This window comes from Tatumella ptyseos ATCC 33301, assembly GCF_000735525.1.
GTDB lineage: Bacteria > Pseudomonadota > Gammaproteobacteria > Enterobacterales > Enterobacteriaceae > Tatumella > Tatumella ptyseos.
Genome location: NZ_JMPR01000008.1, coordinates 16,738 through 33,122 on the forward strand (window position 1 = coordinate 16,738; position 16,385 = coordinate 33,122).

General features: G+C 50.5%; 17 protein-coding genes. 2 read left to right on the forward strand and 15 right to left on the reverse strand.

Annotated features, from left to right (window positions below; genetic code table 11):
* Positions 1 to 53: 53 nt before the first annotated feature.
* On the forward strand, positions 54 to 2,141 hold the full coding sequence (locus GTPT_RS01980) for a YccS/YhfK family putative transporter (protein ID WP_025901477.1): 2,088 nt from the start codon (positions 54 to 56) through the stop codon (positions 2,139 to 2,141).
* A 43-nt stretch (positions 2,142 to 2,184) separates the two neighbouring features.
* Here the strand turns inward: GTPT_RS01980 and argD are convergent, their stop codons facing one another.
* From argD to ppiA, 3 genes are all read right to left on the reverse strand, one after another.
* Entirely contained in the window at positions 2,185 to 3,402 is a 1,218-nt protein-coding gene (argD, locus tag GTPT_RS01985; RefSeq protein ID WP_029991021.1) for a bifunctional acetylornithine/succinyldiaminopimelate transaminase, read from the reverse strand.
* Between the two features lie 82 nt (positions 3,403 to 3,484).
* On the reverse strand, positions 3,485 to 4,066 hold the full coding sequence (locus tag GTPT_RS01990; protein ID WP_025901479.1) for an anthranilate synthase component II: 582 nt from the start codon (positions 4,064 to 4,066) through the stop codon (positions 3,485 to 3,487).
* A 141-nt stretch (positions 4,067 to 4,207) separates the two neighbouring features.
* Complete coding sequence (ppiA, locus tag GTPT_RS01995) at positions 4,208 to 4,771, reverse strand: peptidylprolyl isomerase A (protein ID WP_025901480.1); 564 nt, start codon at positions 4,769 to 4,771, stop codon at positions 4,208 to 4,210.
* Positions 4,772 to 5,030: 259 nt separating this feature from the next.
* Here ppiA and tsgA point away from each other — a divergent pair, with 259 nt between their 5' ends.
* A complete protein-coding gene (gene tsgA / locus GTPT_RS02000) occupies positions 5,031 to 6,212 on the forward strand; it encodes an MFS transporter TsgA (protein WP_025901481.1) in 1,182 nt (393 codons plus the stop codon).
* 99 nt (positions 6,213 to 6,311) lie between these two features.
* Here the strand turns inward: tsgA and trpS are convergent, their stop codons facing one another.
* The 12 genes from trpS to GTPT_RS02060 all read right to left on the reverse strand — a co-directional run bounded on the left by trpS (position 6,312) and on the right by GTPT_RS02060 (position 16,333).
* Complete coding sequence (gene trpS, locus GTPT_RS02005) at positions 6,312 to 7,319, reverse strand: tryptophan--tRNA ligase (RefSeq protein WP_025901482.1); 1,008 nt, start codon at positions 7,317 to 7,319, stop codon at positions 6,312 to 6,314.
* Positions 7,320 to 7,337: 18 nt separating this feature from the next.
* Complete coding sequence (locus GTPT_RS02010; protein ID WP_029991023.1) at positions 7,338 to 8,015, reverse strand: phosphoglycolate phosphatase; 678 nt, start codon at positions 8,013 to 8,015, stop codon at positions 7,338 to 7,340.
* Entirely contained in the window at positions 7,999 to 8,682 is a 684-nt protein-coding gene (gene rpe, locus GTPT_RS02015) for a ribulose-phosphate 3-epimerase (RefSeq protein ID WP_025901484.1), read from the reverse strand. The genes GTPT_RS02010 and rpe overlap by 17 nt, the downstream gene beginning before the upstream one ends.
* Before the next feature lie 63 nt (positions 8,683 to 8,745).
* A complete protein-coding gene (gene dam / locus GTPT_RS02020) occupies positions 8,746 to 9,558 on the reverse strand; it encodes an adenine-specific DNA-methyltransferase (protein ID WP_025901485.1) in 813 nt (270 codons plus the stop codon).
* Positions 9,559 to 9,655: 97 nt separating this feature from the next.
* Positions 9,656 to 10,810 carry an SPOR domain-containing protein gene (locus tag GTPT_RS02025; RefSeq protein ID WP_025901486.1) on the reverse strand — a complete coding sequence of 385 codons (1,155 nt, stop codon included), beginning with the start codon at positions 10,808 to 10,810 and terminating at the stop codon, positions 9,656 to 9,658.
* Between the two features lie 68 nt (positions 10,811 to 10,878).
* Positions 10,879 to 11,967, reverse strand: a complete 1,089-nt coding sequence (gene aroB, locus GTPT_RS02030) for a 3-dehydroquinate synthase (protein WP_029991025.1) — start codon at positions 11,965 to 11,967, stop codon at positions 10,879 to 10,881.
* Between the two features lie 43 nt (positions 11,968 to 12,010).
* Positions 12,011 to 12,532 carry a shikimate kinase AroK gene (gene aroK / locus GTPT_RS02035; protein WP_025901488.1) on the reverse strand — a complete coding sequence of 174 codons (522 nt, stop codon included), beginning with the start codon at positions 12,530 to 12,532 and terminating at the stop codon, positions 12,011 to 12,013.
* Between the two features lie 361 nt (positions 12,533 to 12,893).
* A complete protein-coding gene (gene pilQ, locus GTPT_RS02040) occupies positions 12,894 to 14,138 on the reverse strand; it encodes a type IV pilus secretin PilQ (RefSeq protein WP_029991027.1) in 1,245 nt (414 codons plus the stop codon).
* Entirely contained in the window at positions 14,128 to 14,478 is a 351-nt protein-coding gene (locus GTPT_RS02045; RefSeq protein ID WP_029991028.1) for a hypothetical protein, read from the reverse strand. The genes pilQ and GTPT_RS02045 overlap by 11 nt, the downstream gene beginning before the upstream one ends.
* Entirely contained in the window at positions 14,471 to 14,950 is a 480-nt protein-coding gene (locus GTPT_RS02050) for a HofO family protein (protein ID WP_029991030.1), read from the reverse strand. Before GTPT_RS02050 ends, GTPT_RS02045 begins: the two co-directional genes overlap by 8 nt.
* Positions 14,943 to 15,503, reverse strand: coding sequence for a PilN domain-containing protein (locus GTPT_RS16665; RefSeq protein WP_025901492.1), 561 nt, complete (start codon positions 15,501 to 15,503; stop codon positions 14,943 to 14,945). Before GTPT_RS16665 ends, GTPT_RS02050 begins: the two co-directional genes overlap by 8 nt.
* Positions 15,500 to 16,333, reverse strand: a complete 834-nt coding sequence (locus GTPT_RS02060) for a type IV pilus biogenesis protein PilM (RefSeq protein ID WP_025901493.1) — start codon at positions 16,331 to 16,333, stop codon at positions 15,500 to 15,502. The genes GTPT_RS16665 and GTPT_RS02060 overlap by 4 nt, the downstream gene beginning before the upstream one ends.
* Between the last annotated feature and the right edge of the window lie 52 nt (positions 16,334 to 16,385).

The window sequence follows — 16,385 nt, forward strand, 5'->3', positions numbered from 1 at the left end:
GGTAGCCTGCCGCTACCGTGTTCTGTTTTACTTTTTATCAGCGATTGTATTCGATGTGGCGCCGACTGATTTATCACCCCGAAGTTAACTATGCATTGCGCCAGACACTGGTCGTTTTCCTGCCTGTTCTGATTGGCGGGCTAACAGGCAACCTGCAGAAAGGTTTGCTGTTTTCCCTTATCCCTGCCTGCTGTAATATCGCCGGACTGGATACCCCACACCGCCGTTTCTTTGAGCGAATCGTCCTCGGAGGAATGCTGTTTGCCTTCAGCAGTTTCCTGTTGCAGTGGTTATTACTGCGACATGTTCCGCTACCCTTTATCGTTTTTACCCTGCCCTTATTGATTGGCGTGTGCGGAGAGATAAGCCCCCTGTATGGCCGGCTGTTACCCGGTGCGCTTATCGCCATGACCTTCACACTCAGCCTGACAGGGCGGATGCCTCTCTGGGGGCCACCGTTACTGTATGGCGGCGGAACCCTTTGGTACGGGCTTTTTAACTGGTTCTGGTTCAGATTGTCGAAAGATCAGCCCCTGCGCGAAACGCTCAGTCTGCTCTATCGGGCGCTGGCCAGCTATTGCGAAGATAAATATCACCTGCTGACCACAACAGACCCGACAGACACGGAAAAATCGTTGCCTGCGCTGTTAAACCGGCAGCAAAAAATCGTCGACCTGATCACTACCGCCTACCAGCAGATCCATATGTTGTCTGCCGACAAAAACAGCCGCGAGAAATATCTGATCCGCACCTTTATCATGGCTGAAGATTTACAGGAACATATTTCCGTCACGCTGGGTGAAACGGACGATGTGCGCACATTGATCCAAAAAAGTGGTTCTGCCGCGATCATTAAACAAAACGCCGATGAAATTTGTACGCAGCTGAGGAGTACCGCAGATAATATTCTTTATCATCAAATTCCCGGACATTTTTCAATGGCAGGATCACTGGCAGACTTGCAAAATATTGCCCGTGAACACCCGGATAATCCGGTGGGGTCTTTCTTCGGATATCACTTCTCTAAAATTGCAAAAGTACTGCAGTCACGGGCTCCGCTTTACCGCCGTGATGTAATGGCTGACAGTAAACGCCGGTTACCTTTCCTGAGTGCATTACGCAGTTATCTGTCATTAAAATCGACGGCATTACGCACAGCCGGTCGCTTTTCGGTAATGCTTCTGGTGGCCAGTACCCTTGCGCTGTCGCTGAACATGCCCAAGCCTTATTGGGTACTGATGACCATTATTCTGGTCAGCCAGAACAGTTATAACGCTACCCGTGTGAGGATACAGCACCGGGCCTTAGGGACGTTTGCCGGGCTGATTATTGCCGCGCTTTCCTTACAGCTCGCCACACCGGAACCCGCCATTTTACTGACTATGCTGCTGCTTACCCTGTTCAGCAACCTGTTCTCACGGCAATACTACGGCTGGGCCACTATCGGTACTACCGTGACCGCAGTGTATAGCCTGCAATTGCTCGCACTGAACGGTGCACACTTTCTGGTACCGCGCCTGCTGGATACCCTGCTCGGTTGCCTGATTTCTTTCGCCGGCATGCTGTGGTTATGGCCACAATGGCAGAGTGCCTTACTGAGGCAAAATGCTCAGGATGTCCTGTCCACCTATCAGAAAGCGCTGCAAGTCCTTCTCGGGCCGTCCCCCGGGGCAGAAGAGGCCGAAGCTATCAGGATAAAAGCTAACCAGCAACACAATGCACTGTTCAGCTCCCTGAACCAGGCTATGCAGGAACCGGGCTTTGATACCGAATACCTTAGCGAAATGCACCTCTGGGTGACACACAGTCAGTTTATTGTCGAGCATATCAATGTGCTGACGACGCTTTCACGTGAGCATACGATGCTGACGCCTGATCTGGCGGAAAAGTATTTGCAATCCTGCGAAGTGGCCTTACAGCAATGTCAGCAACGACTCGATTTTCACAGCGAGGAGGATCACAGCAGGAATGTGATGGATGAAGAGATTAAAATTCCTCTGGGGCCGGTTACTATTGTGGAACGACAACTGAACCAGATATTAAGCCATCTGAAGGTGATGCGGACGATTTCCTCCCTGGTCTGGCGTCAGCGCCCTCATCACGGTCAATGGCTGCTCAGCAAAAAAAGCAGCCCTAAGTAAGCCAGGTGACAGCAATACCGCTGTCACCTGACAGCTTCCCGTCTCAGCCAAAAAGTTTTTCTGCGGCGGTGGCTAACCGGGCCATTCCTTCACGAATATCCTGCTCTGAAATGACCAGTGAAGGTGCAAACCGGATCACGCCGTTACCGGCCGTCAGGATCATCACACCTGCATCGGCTGCAGCGTGTAGAAGATCCCGTGCTTTCAGTTTGTACTCATCTTTCAGTTCTGCGCCAATCAGTAACCCTTTACCACGGATTTCGGTAAACAGGGAGAAGCGCTGGTTAATCTTCTCCAGTTCTTCATAAAACCATTGGCGGCGTTGTTCTACGCCCGCAAGGACTTCCGGTGTATTGATGATATCCAGTGCGGTTTCTGCAATCGCACAGGCCAGCGGGTTCCCGCCATAGGTTGTCCCGTGTGTCCCCGGAGTCATTGCAGAAGCGATTTCCTGTGTGGTTAGCATCGCACTGACAGGGAAACCGCCACCCAATGCTTTGGCGGTTGTCAGAATATCCGGTTTCACGCCATAGTGCTCATAAGCGAAAAGTTTACCGCTTCGTCCCATCCCGCTCTGAACTTCATCCATCACCAGCAAAGCCTGATGCTGATCGCACAGCTCTCGTAATCCCTGCATAAATTCAGGCGTGGCCGGCGTAATACCCCCTTCGCCCTGAATAGGTTCCAGAACAATCGCACAGGTATGATCATCAATAACAGCTTTTACCGCATCGAGGTCATTAAAAGGGACATGGATAATATCGGCCGGTTTAGGGCCAAAACCGTCGGAATATTTAGGTTGCCCTCCGACCGTGACCGTGAACAACGTCCGGCCATGAAAGGCATGATGGAAGGCAATAATTTTAGTTTTATACGGACTATGGCGGACGGAAGCATAGTAACGGGCTAATTTAAAGGCAGCTTCGTTTGCTTCTGCTCCGGAGTTAGCGAAGAAAACCCGCTCCGCAAAGGTCGCTGAGATAAGTTTGCTGGCTAAACGGAGTGCCGGTTCGTTAGTGAATACATTACTGGTATGCCATAACGTTTCACCCTGCACTTTTAGTGTATTCACCAGCGCCGGGTGACAGTGGCCCAATGCCGTTACTGCAATACCGCCGGAAAAATCGACATATTCTTTATTCTGTTGATCCCAGACCCGGCTTCCTTTTCCCCTGACCGGAACAAACTGCGCCGGTGCATAAACCGGTAAAATAACCTGATCAAAGGTTTCCCGGGTTACTGCCATATTCTCTTGTGCCATATCCTGCCCCGCCTGATTAATTCACTGACTGATTAAATAATAATCCATAAAATATGCATAAAAAATCACTTAAAGACAATCTTTAGCCGGCCTGAGTCACAAAATTTTTTAATAATTCCACTCCCTGCTCACTCAGAATACTTTCCGGGTGGAACTGTACCCCTTCCACAGGCAGTGTTTTATGTCTGATAGCCATAATTTCGTCGGGCTCACCGTTCACCTCAGTCCAGGCCGTGATTTCCAGACATTCCGGCAGTGAGGCTTGCTCGGCGATCAGTGAGTGATAACGTGTTACCGTCAGTGGATTATTCAACCGACGGAACACGCCGATACCGCGATGGATAATCGCTGATGTTTTACCATGTATCGGCTGGCGTGCACGGACTACCTTACCACCAAAGACACTGACTATCGCCTGGTGCCCCAGGCAGACCCCGAGAATAGGAATTTTACCAGCAAAATGGCGAATGGCCGCCATAGAAATACCGGACTGATCCGGTGTACATGGTCCGGGAGAAATCACCAGGTGAGTCAGAGGTAATCGGCACATCTCCTCAAGGGTGATCGCATCATTCCGAACAACGCGGACATCCACTCCGGTCAGGCTGAAATACTGAAATAAATTCCAGGTAAAGGAGTCGTAGTTATCGATGAGGAGCAGCATGAAAGTAATCTCTGTCTGGCAGTTACCGGGGAGGTAGCGGATCGCATCAATGCAAATGCACCACTCTCTGCTGACTGTGGCAGAGAATGGTATCGGAGTAAAGTCAGTGCAATAACCCTGTACTCCACTGACCGCATCAGATTATGGTAAGACTTTTGCTGAAGTGATCACAATCGGTTTAGCAGGAACATTTTCGTAAGGACCACTCGACGTGGTAGCCACCTGCGAAATCTTATCCACCACATCCATGCCTTTGACAACGCGACCAAAGACCGCGTACCCGAAATCACGCTGACCGTGATTCAGGAATGCATTATCCGCCACATTAATAAAGAACTGACTGGTTGCACTATCTTTATCCGCAGTACGGGCCATGGCAATGGTGCCACGGACGTTCTGCAAACCATTGTCAGCTTCATTACGGATAGGCGCACCTGCGGTTTTCTGCTGCATATCTGCAGTAAACCCGCCGCCCTGGATCATGAACCCCGGGATCACCCGATGGAAAATAGTATTGTTATAAAAGCCGCTGTTGACGTAGCTGACAAAATTCTTAACGCTCACCGGTGCTTTCTGATCATTAAGATCCAGCTCAATATTACCTGCCGTCGTAGTCAGTAATACATGGGTATCGGCCAGTGCCGATACAGAGACAGAAGAGAGAGCTAACAAAGTGAAAGCTGTCGCCAAAGTACGTTTCAACATAAAAACTCCCTGATTAGATAGATAGTGCAAAAAATCCGACTAATTGTAGTGATATAAACAGGTAAGAACCAGACGTTTACCGGGTGATGGCACGGTTAACCACAGGAAAAGATCACTCTGCCGGGACAAACATTTGAAGAACATCACACATTTAATGCAATAAAGGTATGATTTTGCATTGATTATTTTTGCAGATCACGGTTCACTCTTTACCTGTGCCGTTATAACCAGTATTTCTCTTCTTATTAGGGTGTCGACAATGACAAAGACCAACAGAATTGGCCTGACCTGGATTAGTTTTTTTTCTTATGCACTAACGGGTGCATTAGTTATCGTGACAGGGATGGTCATGGATAATATTGCCCGGTACTTTAATGTGCCGGTGTCCAGTATGAGTAATACGTTCACTTTTCTTAATGCGGGGATCCTGGCCGCTATTTTCCTGAATGCCTGGCTGATGGAAATTATCCCTCTGAAACGCCAGCTGATTTTTGGCTTTATCCTGATGTTGCTGGCAATTGCGGGGCTGATTACCGGGCACAGTATTGCAATATTCTCCGTCTGTATGTTTGTCCTGGGTGTGGTTAGCGGTATTACCATGTCGATTGGTACTTTCCTGATCACCCATCTTTATGAAGGCCGTCAGCGCGGTTCGCGCCTGCTGTTCACTGACTCCTTCTTCAGCATGGCCGGAACTCTGTTCCCTATCATCGCGGGTATTCTTCTGGCCCGTCACCTGCCCTGGTACTGGGTATATTGCTGTATCGGACTCATCTACGTGGTTATCTTTGTACTCACACTGATGATGGAATTCCCGGTACTGACCAAAAACAGCGACAAAGAACAGACCGGAAAAGAAAAATGGGGAAGCGGAGTATTCCTGCTGGCACTGGCTGCCCTATGCTACATTCTGGGACAACTGGGCTTTATTTCCTGGGTACCGGAATATGCGACTAAAAACCTGGGTATGCAGATTTCTGATGCCGGCCAACTGGTAGGTAATTTCTGGACGGCTTATATGGTAGGAATGTGGGTGTTCAGTGTCGTACTGCGCTTCTTTGACCTGCAGAAAATTCTGGTGGTGCTCACCGCTCTGGCAACACTGCTGATGTACTGGTTTACTCATGACCAGGCAATCCCGATGCTCCACCTGATTATTATGGCATTAGGTTTCTTCTCAAGTGCCATTTATACCACCATTATTACTTTGGGTTCACAGCAAACCAAAGTGTCATCACCGAAGCTGGTTAACTTTATCCTGACCTGCGGCACTATCGGTACAATGCTGACCTTTGTTGTAACCAGTCCTATCGTAGAACACAGCGGGCCACATGCTGCGCTGCTGACTGCAAATGGTCTGTATGCGGTCGTGTTTATCCTTTGTATCGGCCTGGGATTTGTGACCAGACACCGGCTGCATAGCACATCTGCATCCCGCTAATCATCACTGCGGTTCACTCCGGCGCCGGGATACCGGCGTTATCTGACTAAAAAGCCACCTGACGGTGGCTTTTTAGTCTTTTATGACTGCGGGTATACTTTACTGAGGACGGCCAACAAATCCTACAGCCTGATACACCTTATCCAGCGTTTCACGGGCTCTGCTGCTGGCCTTTTCCGCGCCTTCTTTCATAATCTTATTCAGTAAAGCTTCATCATTACGATAGTGTTCAAACCGCTGTTGCAATTCGCCGACCATTCCGGCAACAGCTTCTGCTACCGCGCCTTTAAGATGACCATACATTTTACCGCTGAATTCCTGTTCCAGCTCAGGGATAGACTGACCGGTAACTCCGGAAAGAATATCCAGCAGGTTAGAAACGCCGGCTTTATTTTTCACATCATAACGAACTACCGGTGGCTCATCAGAGTCGGTCACTGCACGTTTAATCTTCTTCACGACCGATTTCGGGTCTTCCAGCAGGCCGATCACATTATTGCGGTTATCATCCGACTTCGACATTTTACGGGTCGGTTCCAGCAATGACATCACGCGCGCACCTGATTTCGGAATGAAAGGCTCCGGAATACGGAAGATATCGCCGTAAATGGCATTAAAGCGCTGAGCAATATCCCGGCTTAGCTCCAGGTGTTGTTTCTGATCTTCGCCTACCGGCACCTGGTTGGTCTGGTAAAGCAGGATGTCTGCGGCCATTAACACCGGATAGTCGAACAGACCGGCGTTAATATTTTCAGCATAACGGGAAGATTTATCTTTGAACTGTGTCATGCGGCTCAGCTCACCAAAATAGGTGTAGCAATTAAGCAACCAGGAAAGCTGCGCATGTTCCGGCACATGAGACTGGACAAAAATGGTCGATTTTTCAGGATCAATACCACAGGCCAGGTACAGTGCCAGGGTGTCCAGTGTTGCTTTGTGCAGCGCTTGCGGATCCTGACGGACAGTAATCGCGTGCTGGTCAACAATACAGTAGATGCAGTGGTAATCATCCTGCATCTGTACCCATTGACGAAGAGCCCCCATGTAATTACCAATGGTTAGTTCACCTGAAGGCTGTGCGCCACTAAAAACAATGGGTTTACTCATAAATTTCTTCCTGATTCCTTACAGCCCAAGTACGGGCAAAAGTTGGTCAAACGTATTCAATACCCGATCCGGCTTACTGTCCGCGATGGGCTCTCCGTAGTTATATCCATAGGTCAGACCGGCACAGGGGACACCTGCAGACTTCGCTGCCTGAATATCATTTCGTGAATCACCAACAAACAATAATTCATGCGGATGAAGCCCGAATTTACCTAAAACCAGGTAAATTGCCGCCGGATGTGGTTTTTTCACTACCACATCGTCCCCGCCGATAACCAGTGAGAACATATCGGCAATCCCCAGTGATTCCAGCAAGGGGGCAACAAATGGCGTCGGCTTGTTGGTCACAATGGCCATCGGCAGCTGCTGTTGATGTAATGTCCGCAGGGTTTCCTGTACGGCCGGGAACAATTCACTGCCGTGTTCAGCCGTTTGTGCATAATAACTATTAAATAACTGCCGGGCTTGTTCAAACTCAGTGGTGGCAGGCGTGTGACCAAGAGCATCCGTCAGGGCACGCTCCACCAGAACATCTGCCCCGTTTCCTACCCAGGTCGCGATCCGGTCCACACCGGCGGCAGGAAAACTCAGTGTTTTCAACGTGAGATTGATAGCCTCTGCCAGGCCGGGAATGCTGTCAGTCAGCGTGCCGTCGAGATCGAATGCAACAGCCCGTATATCAGTGAAATGATCCATTAGCACTCTCCAGTTCCCGACGCATTTCTTCGATCACTTTTTTATAGTCAGGCTGACCAAAAATCGCTGAACCGGCGACAAACATATCGGCTCCGGCCGCGGCAATCTGAGCAATATTGTCAGTTTTTACCCCGCCATCCACTTCAAGGCGGATATCAAAACCACTGTGGTCGATACGTTTACGCACATCACGGAGTTTATTCAGTGTCGACGGAAGAAAACTTTGCCCCCCAAAACCAGGGTTCACCGACATTAACAGAACCACATCAATCTTATCCATGACGTAATCAAGATAGTTCAGCGGTGTTGCCGGGTTGAATACCAGACCTGCTTTGCAGCCATGTTCTTTAATCAGCTGTAAGGTACGATCGATATGCTCTGAAGCTTCCGGGTGGAAAGTAATGATGCTGGCACCCGCTTTCGCAAATTCAGGGACCAGACTATCAACAGGTTTCACCATCAGATGGACATCTATGGGAGCCGTGATACCGTAATCACGCAGAGCTTTAAGCACCATCGGCCCCATGGTCAGGTTAGGCACGTAATGGTTATCCATTACGTCGAAATGAACAACATCTCCCCCGGCAGCCAGTGCTTTTGCGGTGTCCTCTCCCAGCCTGGCGAAGTCAGCCGACAAAATCGAGGGGGCTATCAAATAGTCTTTCATTCTGTTCTCCCGAGGGTTGTGCCCGGTTAAATTACCTGAGAAATAGACCTGACTATGCTCAGCTTAGCGGTAAAGCGCCAGTAATTCGTTAACCTTAGTGCGCCCGTTTATATTGCGGCTGATAGAACGGCGAGCCTTCACTACATACTTTACTGCTTCACCGTACCACTGCTGAGTTAACTCAGTATCATGATTAGAGATTAACACAGGGACTGCATTTTCCCTTGCCAGTTTTGCCGCCAGTTCAGCCAGATGTACCTGTTCAGCAAGATTGAAACTGTTCGTGTGATAGGCGGTAAAGTTTGCCGTCGCCGAAAGTGGTGCGTAAGGAGGATCACAATACACGACTGATCCGGAGCGCGCCTGACTCATTGTTGTGCTGTAAGACTGACAAACAAAAGTCGCCTGCTGTGCACGCTCAGCAAACCATAACAGTTCGGCTTCGGGGAAATAAGGCTTACGGTAACGGCCAAAAGGCACGTTAAACTCTCCGCTCAGGTTATAGCGGCATAGGCCGTTATAACCGTGGCGGTTCAGATAGAGGAACAACAGTGCCCGTTCATAAGGGTCTCTGCTTTGATTGAAAATTATCCGCTGGGCATAGTAGACATCAGGGTCATTAAACTCCGCGGTAAACAACCGACGGGAGTCTGCAATAAACGCCGTACTATTGGTCTTGATAATGTTGTAGAGATTAATCAAGTCACTATTAATATCAGCCAGCTGATAACTTTTGTAATCTGTATTCAGAAATACTGAACCGGCACCTACAAAGGGCTCGATTAAACAATCGCCCTCAGGTAAGTATTGCCGAATATCATCCAGCAGGTGGTATTTACCCCCTGCCCACTTCAGGAAAGCGCGGTGTTTTTTCATGCTGTCGTAGTAAAAATTATTTCATTAATGGCTGCGGATAGACCGACAGCAGATCTGCGCTTATCAGTGGGGCTGCCTGTTGCAGCCCCGATAATTATCACTTAGCAGCCTCTTTCCTGACCTGACTTAAAGGTTTAACCCATGGACTTTTCGCCCGTACAGCTTCAGGAAGGGTACTGATAGCCTGCTTAGCTTCAGCAGAGGTTGCATAAGAACCTCTCACTAACACATACCAGGGCTGCCCGTTACGCTGCGTTTCATAAACATGGTAACCGGTAAGGTTTTGTTGTCTGGCCCATGCATTCAGGGATCCTCTGTGTGTCGCACCACTCAGCTGTATTGTGTACTCACCCGAAGGTATCTGAGCTACCGCCTCAGAGGCATTTTTACGCGCCACGCTGACAGGTTTCGATTCATGCATGGCCGGTTCGGAAGCTGTGACCGTTTTGCGGGGCTCTTTCACCGTATGCTCAGTAACGCGACGCGGTTCCGCTACACGACGCTGCTCAGCGACCCGACGTTGTTCTGTGACACGGTGCTGTTCTTCCCTGCGGCGTTGTTCCGTAATGCGCGCCTCACGCTCACGACGTTCTGCCGCGACGTTATGCTCGCTGACATGGGGTTTCTGCATTGCATGGTGTGGAACAGAAGGTACCGACGCCGGTGAAGATGGCGAGGTATTGGCTGAACGATTACCCGATGCCATACCGTTATTTTTTCCGCTCAGTCCCAGTGTCGCTGGCGCGGTCGGCAACGTTGTCTGACTGGCGACCGGTGCCGTCATCCCGTCAGCACTGATACCGTTCTGTGCTGTGTCAGGCTGTGCCGGAGTAACCGGCGCGGAGGTCGGGGCAGAAGGCGATACAGATTGCCCATCAGACTGAGACGCAGGCTTCCCTTCCGTATCGCTACCCGCGACTGGCGGTGGTGGCGCATCGGTGGTTGATCCCGGTGTGTTATTCATCACAGAGGAACCGGAAAGATCAATAGACTTCCCTTCTCCTCCGGAAGATGTCGTGTTTCCTGATACCGGGGACTGAGAAGGGCCTTTCAGGGCAGCGCCAATACCGAGGATGAGGAGCAGGAGAACCAGAATACCGATAGCAATCATAATATGCTGCTTCGATACCGGTAACTGCGGGAGCTGCGGTAGTTTCGGTAACTTTGGCTTGGGTGATGATTTACGGGTTCGCGCAGCAGGACGATCACTGGCGTCAGGTTTTAACTCATCTTCCGGCTGGAACTCATCCATTAAACCACCTCGTGCTTAACCGTTAGTATCCCGCTACCTGTGTGCAGCAGAACAAGCTCTGTCGTATATCAGTCTGGCTGACAATCATTGATCGCCGCTAAAACAATATCATGTGCTACACCACTTCTCACCTCTGCCTGGCCTGTTTTACAAGGCAGTACCAGACGTAACTCTCCGCCCAGCACTTTTTTATCACGCAGCATGTGAGGCAAATATTGTTCTGCGCTCATTTCAGCCGGCCCACGGGTCGGAAGTCCGGCCCGCGCCAGCAGCGCAATAATGCGCTCTGTTTCGGCTGAGGTAAAACCATTACAACGTTCGGCTGTTTTCGCAGCCATCACGATTCCGGCGGCGACCGCTTCACCGTGTAACCAGTTGCCGTAGCCCATATGCGCTTCAATCGCGTGCCCGAAGGTGTGTCCCAGATTCAGCAAAGCCCTGACCCCGGACTCACGCTCATCCGCTGCAACAACTTCAGCTTTGAGTTCACAGCAACGGCGGATACAGCGGGCAATCGTCGGTTCATCCAGGGCCATCAGCTTATCCATATGCTGTTCAAGCCATACAAAAAAGTCATAATCCAGAATGATACCGTATTTAATGACTTCCGCCAGTCCGGACGACAACTCACGTAGCGGCAGCGTTTTCAGACAACGGGTATCAATAATGACCGATGCGGGCTGGTAGAAAGCCCCAATCATATTTTTACCTAACGGGTGGTTTACTGCAGTTTTTCCACCGACTGAAGAATCAACCTGTGAAAGTAAGGTGGTAGGGATCTGAATGAAGCGGACGCCCCGTTGATAACATGCCGCGGCAAAGCCGGTCATATCACCGATCACCCCGCCCCCGAGAGCCACCAGAGTGGTATCCCGGCCATGGGGTTTTTCCAGTAAAGCGGTAAATATCTTCTCCAGGACATTCAGCGTCTTATATTGCTCGCCATCCGGAAGAACCACCTGGTCAACCGCAATACCTGCATCAGATAATGTCTGTGTCACAGACGCCAGATAGAGTGGTGCCAGCGTTTCATTGGTCACCACCATCGCGGTATCACCGGCACTGAGAGGCCAGTAGGAGGCAGGGTCATCAAATAAACCTGCAGCTATGGTAATCGGATAACTACGTTCTTCAAGTGAGACCGAGATCTGCTCCATAATGATCGATACCCTGCGACTGAGTCTGTTTTACGCTAACAAATTAATTACTTTCCAGCATATGAATAATCTGGTTTGCGACCACTTTAGCACTCTGCTCATCGGTTCTGATGGTCACATCTGCAATTTCTTCATACAAAGGATTACGTTCATCGGCCAATTCTTCCAGAACTTCCCGCGGAGGAGAGTCAACCTGGAGTAACGGACGTCGTTTATCACGCTGTGTGCGTGCCAGTTGTTTTTCGATGGTTGTTTCCAGATACACAACAACACCACGAGCGGAAAGACGATTACGGGTATCCCGTGATTTTACTGAGCCACCACCCGTCGCCAGGACAATTCCCTGTTTTTCAGTGAGCTCGTTGATGATTTTTTCTTCACGATCACGAAAACCATCTTCGCCTTCTACATCAAATACCCAGCCAACATCAGCTCCGGTACGTCGCTCAATTTCCTGATCGGAATCGTAAAATTCCATATTGAGTTGCTGAGCTAACTGACGACCAATAGTGCTTTTGCCGGCACCCATAGGCCCAACCAGAAAGATATTTCGTTTCTCTGCCATTTTATCGGTATTACTAAGAATTCGTTGATGATACCCCGCGTTCAGCCTTGCTGACAGTCGGGACAGAAACTGAGACCTCATAAGCGTTAACAAGAGTCAGACGAAAAATTATCTCAACACTCTGGGCTGTTTGGCAACCAATTAAATGATCTCAGGGGTAGCTTTCTCTTCCGGAGCAAGATGAGATTGTATAGTCTGCCTGTTTTTCCGGCAATTATTCATGCAATCACAAAAATAACCTGACCATGCCTCTGTTTTTTTAGTATTTGGCCCCGGACTTAAGGAATCGCTCAATCTTTTATGCTAAATGCAGGGCCGCGTCAACGCGCATTCGGTCAGCGGCCACCTTCAGAGAGAGCGATCAGGGGAATATTAACCGCGGGGTAATAAATATCACAAGCTCACGTTTATTCTGCTGGCGTGCATCATGACGAAATAATTGACCAAAAAAAGGAATTTCTCCCAACAATGGTACCTTATTCCTCTGGTTATTCTGATTTTGCTGAAAAATCCCCCCCAGCGCCAAAGTCTGCCCATCACGTACCGTAACCCGGGTAGAAATTTCCTGCTTATCGATACTTATCGGTACGTTACTCCCTTTTTGTAAGGCTTTTCCCGGAACATTCTGGCTGAGCTGTATCGTCAGGCGAACATTTCCTTCTCCGAGCACTTCAGGTGTGATCTGCATTCCTAAGACGGCTTCTTTAAATTCCACGGTTGCCGTTTCGTTTTTGCCCTGGGTGACGACATAAGGTATTTCCGTCCCCTGTTTAATGGACGCCATATTACCATGCGAAGTAATCAGACGCGGGCTGGCAATAATTTCTGCCTGATGCTCCTGCTCAAGCGCACTCAGCTCCAGACTCAACAGTTGTCCATTAATTCGTGTCAGTGTCATACCGGCGGTGAAAGATGCGGGTGTCACTGACAGCGGAATATTCAGCACAGAGAGCGTTCCCGGGTCTGTCTGCAGGCGTTCTCCCTGATACCCCCAATCCACTCCTAGTTCACGTAAGCTTTCCTCACTGATGGTGATGATATGTGCCGTGATTTCTACCTGAGGGATCGCGACATCATAGCTGTCTAACCACTCAGAAATTTTCCGGACTGACTCCGCGGTATCCTGAACAATAAGCATGTTTGCCCGGCTGTTCGCACTGATGGGGCCTGAAGCACTCAATAAACCGGCACGATCACTCATCAGTAATGGTTTGATTGATGCGACATCGGTATTACGCAACGTAAAACGTCGGGTGATCACAGGCGAAGACGAACGATTGCCCGTGTTCCGGCGTCCGGCATCGTCTTCTCTCTGCCCTTCCGGGAAAACCCGTAAAATGTTTTCGTCCAGAACTGTCCTTACCCCTGCCATTTCCGATACCAGTGATATCGCCCGGGGCCAGGCGATATCGTGTAACCGCAAAGACAATGTCCCGGTCACCCCGGGGGCAATAACCAGATTGAGATCCCGAAACCCGGCAAGATAATAAAAAATCCGCGTGACCGGTGCTTCCTCAAAGTCCAGAGTCACAGGAGAGTCCGATACAGCCGCTCGCCCCGTTCCGGCAGTAAGAACAAGCATCAATAACAGGATATTACTTCTCATAAGTGCTCTCCCGGGTCAGTGATAACTGCCATAAAGGCTTTTCGCATGCCGAGGTATTACGGAACAACACCTTGCCGCGACCGATCCTTTCGGCTTTCCATTCGCTCCCCGGCAGGTACTCTCCCGCCTGCAGGAAATAATGCCCGCCGCCGGGCCCCGTAATATAGGCGGCCTGGTGAGTCTGATCAGATAAAGTCCCCTTTAATTGCCACTGACGCAGATCTGCTTTCTCCGGTAACTGGCATTGCGGGCGGATTACCGGAGGCTGAAAAGGGTCCCGGTCTTCTGCCTGTGCTGTACTGAGTAACAGGCTAAGGCACCACAGCCCACGTCTAGTCACCGGTATGCAGCCATAGTGTCATTTCCAGCACATCGTTCTGGCGACCAAGAGTAAAATCGCCAGCGGACCAGGCCGGATACAGCGAGGCAATACCTCCGAAAATATCTTTAACCTCAGGCCAGTTCAGCCATAACTGTATCTGTGCCGGAGAACCATTTTTCCAATGGCGGATCCTGACATTCTGTCGGGTCAGTAGCGCCACCGGTGTTATCCGGGGAGCTTCAGGCATTGTCGCCTCATGGCACCACTCCCGCAGTTGTGCCAGGGGAGGCAGAGATGCCAGTTTTTTCCGTTGCTGTTTCAGCGCTGTCGTTTGCTGCAGATAACGGACTTCACTCCGCTGCCAAAGTCGCCAGGCAGGGAAGTCCAGAACCGCAACCTCCGCAACCAGACTGCCCATGCCAAGCAGAACAAACAGCAGCCATTGCTGACTCCGGGGGCGGTATAAAAAAGAAAGGATAAACTCAGGCATTTCCGCCCCCTGTCTCGTGAAGTTCGGGGGTCAGACGGGCCGTCAGCGTAAAGCGATATCCGCCTTCTGCTACCGTGACCAGTTCCTGCACAGCCGATGAGTATAAAAACGGATGCCCTTTAAGTTGCCGGTTAAAGCGTAACAGTTGCGAAACGCTGTCGCTCTGCCCGCGAAAAATGAGCACGCCTTCGTGGCGGCTGACAGAAAATAACCAGACCGATGCAGGCATCAGCTCCGGTAAGTCAGCCCAGAAGCGACGCCATTGTATCAGTTGCTCCTGTTGTAACCGGCGGGCTTCCCTTTTTTGCCTCAGGCCCTCCAGGCGCAGCGAAAGCTGTTGCTGCCCGGTAATGAGCCGGTTTATCCGTAAATGATCTTGCTGTTGCTGCTCATCCAGTAAAAGCATCTGCTGCACCTGATTGTGCAGCATGATACGACCACCCGCACAAAGAAGAGTAAGAACTATCAGCAACGTGCTGTAGCGAATGATCCAGTGGCGCGCCCGTTGTTTTATCGCAGTTTCCCGCCAGGGCAACAGATTCACCCGGGTCATACGCTATCTTCCGGCCGTAAAGCAAGGCCGGTCGCCAGGACATAGCCATTATCATTGGCCGGTAAAGGCGGGTACCGATGCGCAATCATCTGCAGAGGATGACATAACGTAAACCCGGGCAGTGGTTGCCGGAGATCTTCTCCGCAACAGAGACGGAATGCTGCCTCCGGACACTGCTGCCGGCAGAGGGTATCGGCATCAGTCATTTGCTGACGAAACTGCCAGCCGTAGCTGATTTTCCCGTGCCGGCGGGCAGCCCATAACCAGAAGGCATCACTGCAGTGAAGTAATATGCCATCCCTTTCCGGCTGCTGCGCTTCCATAATGATCGCCAGACTGGCCGGCGAGAGATCAAACACCTCAGGGCTCAGTCCTGCCTGTCGGAATAATGCCTGCCACTGATCAAGCACCTCCTGGTTTACAACCGTCACCGTCAGTCCTCCCGAAGAAAGCGGCTCAGAGGTGTAATCAAGCCCCAGAGGTCCGGTACCTTCAGGAAACCAGCGGCGCGCCGCGGTCCGAATATAACGCCCGAGTTGCGGCTCGCACATAACGGTCGGTGGTAGTGTAAGTTCACGGCGGGAGACAAGATGCGGAGGTAAACCGACCCTCAGCGAAAACCGGGCAGGCAACAGCCGACGCCACTGGCGCAGAAGAGACAACAATACTGATCGCTGCCCTTCGATATCCACAGTGCCGGTACCTGCTGAAGGTAACCTGTGCTGCCACCAATGCCGTAATTGCCAACCTCTGCGCCGGGCCTGTACCCCCAGGGCAGTAATACAGCCCGGCTGAATATCAAGCCCGACATTCCAGCGCTGAAAATTCATAAATGACACCTCCGCTGTGTCTGTTGCGCAAAATGACGTATCAAACCAATCT

Excerpts from the sequence above, each read along its gene's own strand:
- GTPT_RS01980 (WP_025901477.1), top strand. The coding sequence starts at position 54 with ATGTGGCGCCGACTGATTTATCACCCCGAAGTTAACTATGCATTGCGC.
- argD (WP_029991021.1), bottom strand. The coding sequence starts at position 3,402 with ATGGCACAAGAGAATATGGCAGTAACCCGGGAAACCTTTGATCAGGTT.
- GTPT_RS01990 (WP_025901479.1), bottom strand. The coding sequence starts at position 4,066 with ATGCTGCTCCTCATCGATAACTACGACTCCTTTACCTGGAATTTATTT.
- ppiA (WP_025901480.1), bottom strand. The coding sequence starts at position 4,771 with ATGTTGAAACGTACTTTGGCGACAGCTTTCACTTTGTTAGCTCTCTCT.
- tsgA (WP_025901481.1), top strand. The coding sequence starts at position 5,031 with ATGACAAAGACCAACAGAATTGGCCTGACCTGGATTAGTTTTTTTTCT.
- trpS (WP_025901482.1), bottom strand. The coding sequence starts at position 7,319 with ATGAGTAAACCCATTGTTTTTAGTGGCGCACAGCCTTCAGGTGAACTA.
- GTPT_RS02010 (WP_029991023.1), bottom strand. The coding sequence starts at position 8,015 with ATGGATCATTTCACTGATATACGGGCTGTTGCATTCGATCTCGACGGC.
- rpe (WP_025901484.1), bottom strand. The coding sequence starts at position 8,682 with ATGAAAGACTATTTGATAGCCCCCTCGATTTTGTCGGCTGACTTCGCC.
- dam (WP_025901485.1), bottom strand. The coding sequence starts at position 9,558 with ATGAAAAAACACCGCGCTTTCCTGAAGTGGGCAGGGGGTAAATACCAC.
- GTPT_RS02025 (WP_025901486.1), bottom strand. The coding sequence starts at position 10,810 with ATGGATGAGTTCCAGCCGGAAGATGAGTTAAAACCTGACGCCAGTGAT.
- aroB (WP_029991025.1), bottom strand. The coding sequence starts at position 11,967 with ATGGAGCAGATCTCGGTCTCACTTGAAGAACGTAGTTATCCGATTACC.
- aroK (WP_025901488.1), bottom strand. The coding sequence starts at position 12,532 with ATGGCAGAGAAACGAAATATCTTTCTGGTTGGGCCTATGGGTGCCGGC.
- pilQ (WP_029991027.1), bottom strand. The coding sequence starts at position 14,138 with ATGAGAAGTAATATCCTGTTATTGATGCTTGTTCTTACTGCCGGAACG.
- GTPT_RS02050 (WP_029991030.1), bottom strand. The coding sequence starts at position 14,950 with ATGCCTGAGTTTATCCTTTCTTTTTTATACCGCCCCCGGAGTCAGCAA.
- GTPT_RS16665 (WP_025901492.1), bottom strand. The coding sequence starts at position 15,503 with ATGACCCGGGTGAATCTGTTGCCCTGGCGGGAAACTGCGATAAAACAA.
- GTPT_RS02060 (WP_025901493.1), bottom strand. The coding sequence starts at position 16,333 with ATGAATTTTCAGCGCTGGAATGTCGGGCTTGATATTCAGCCGGGCTGT.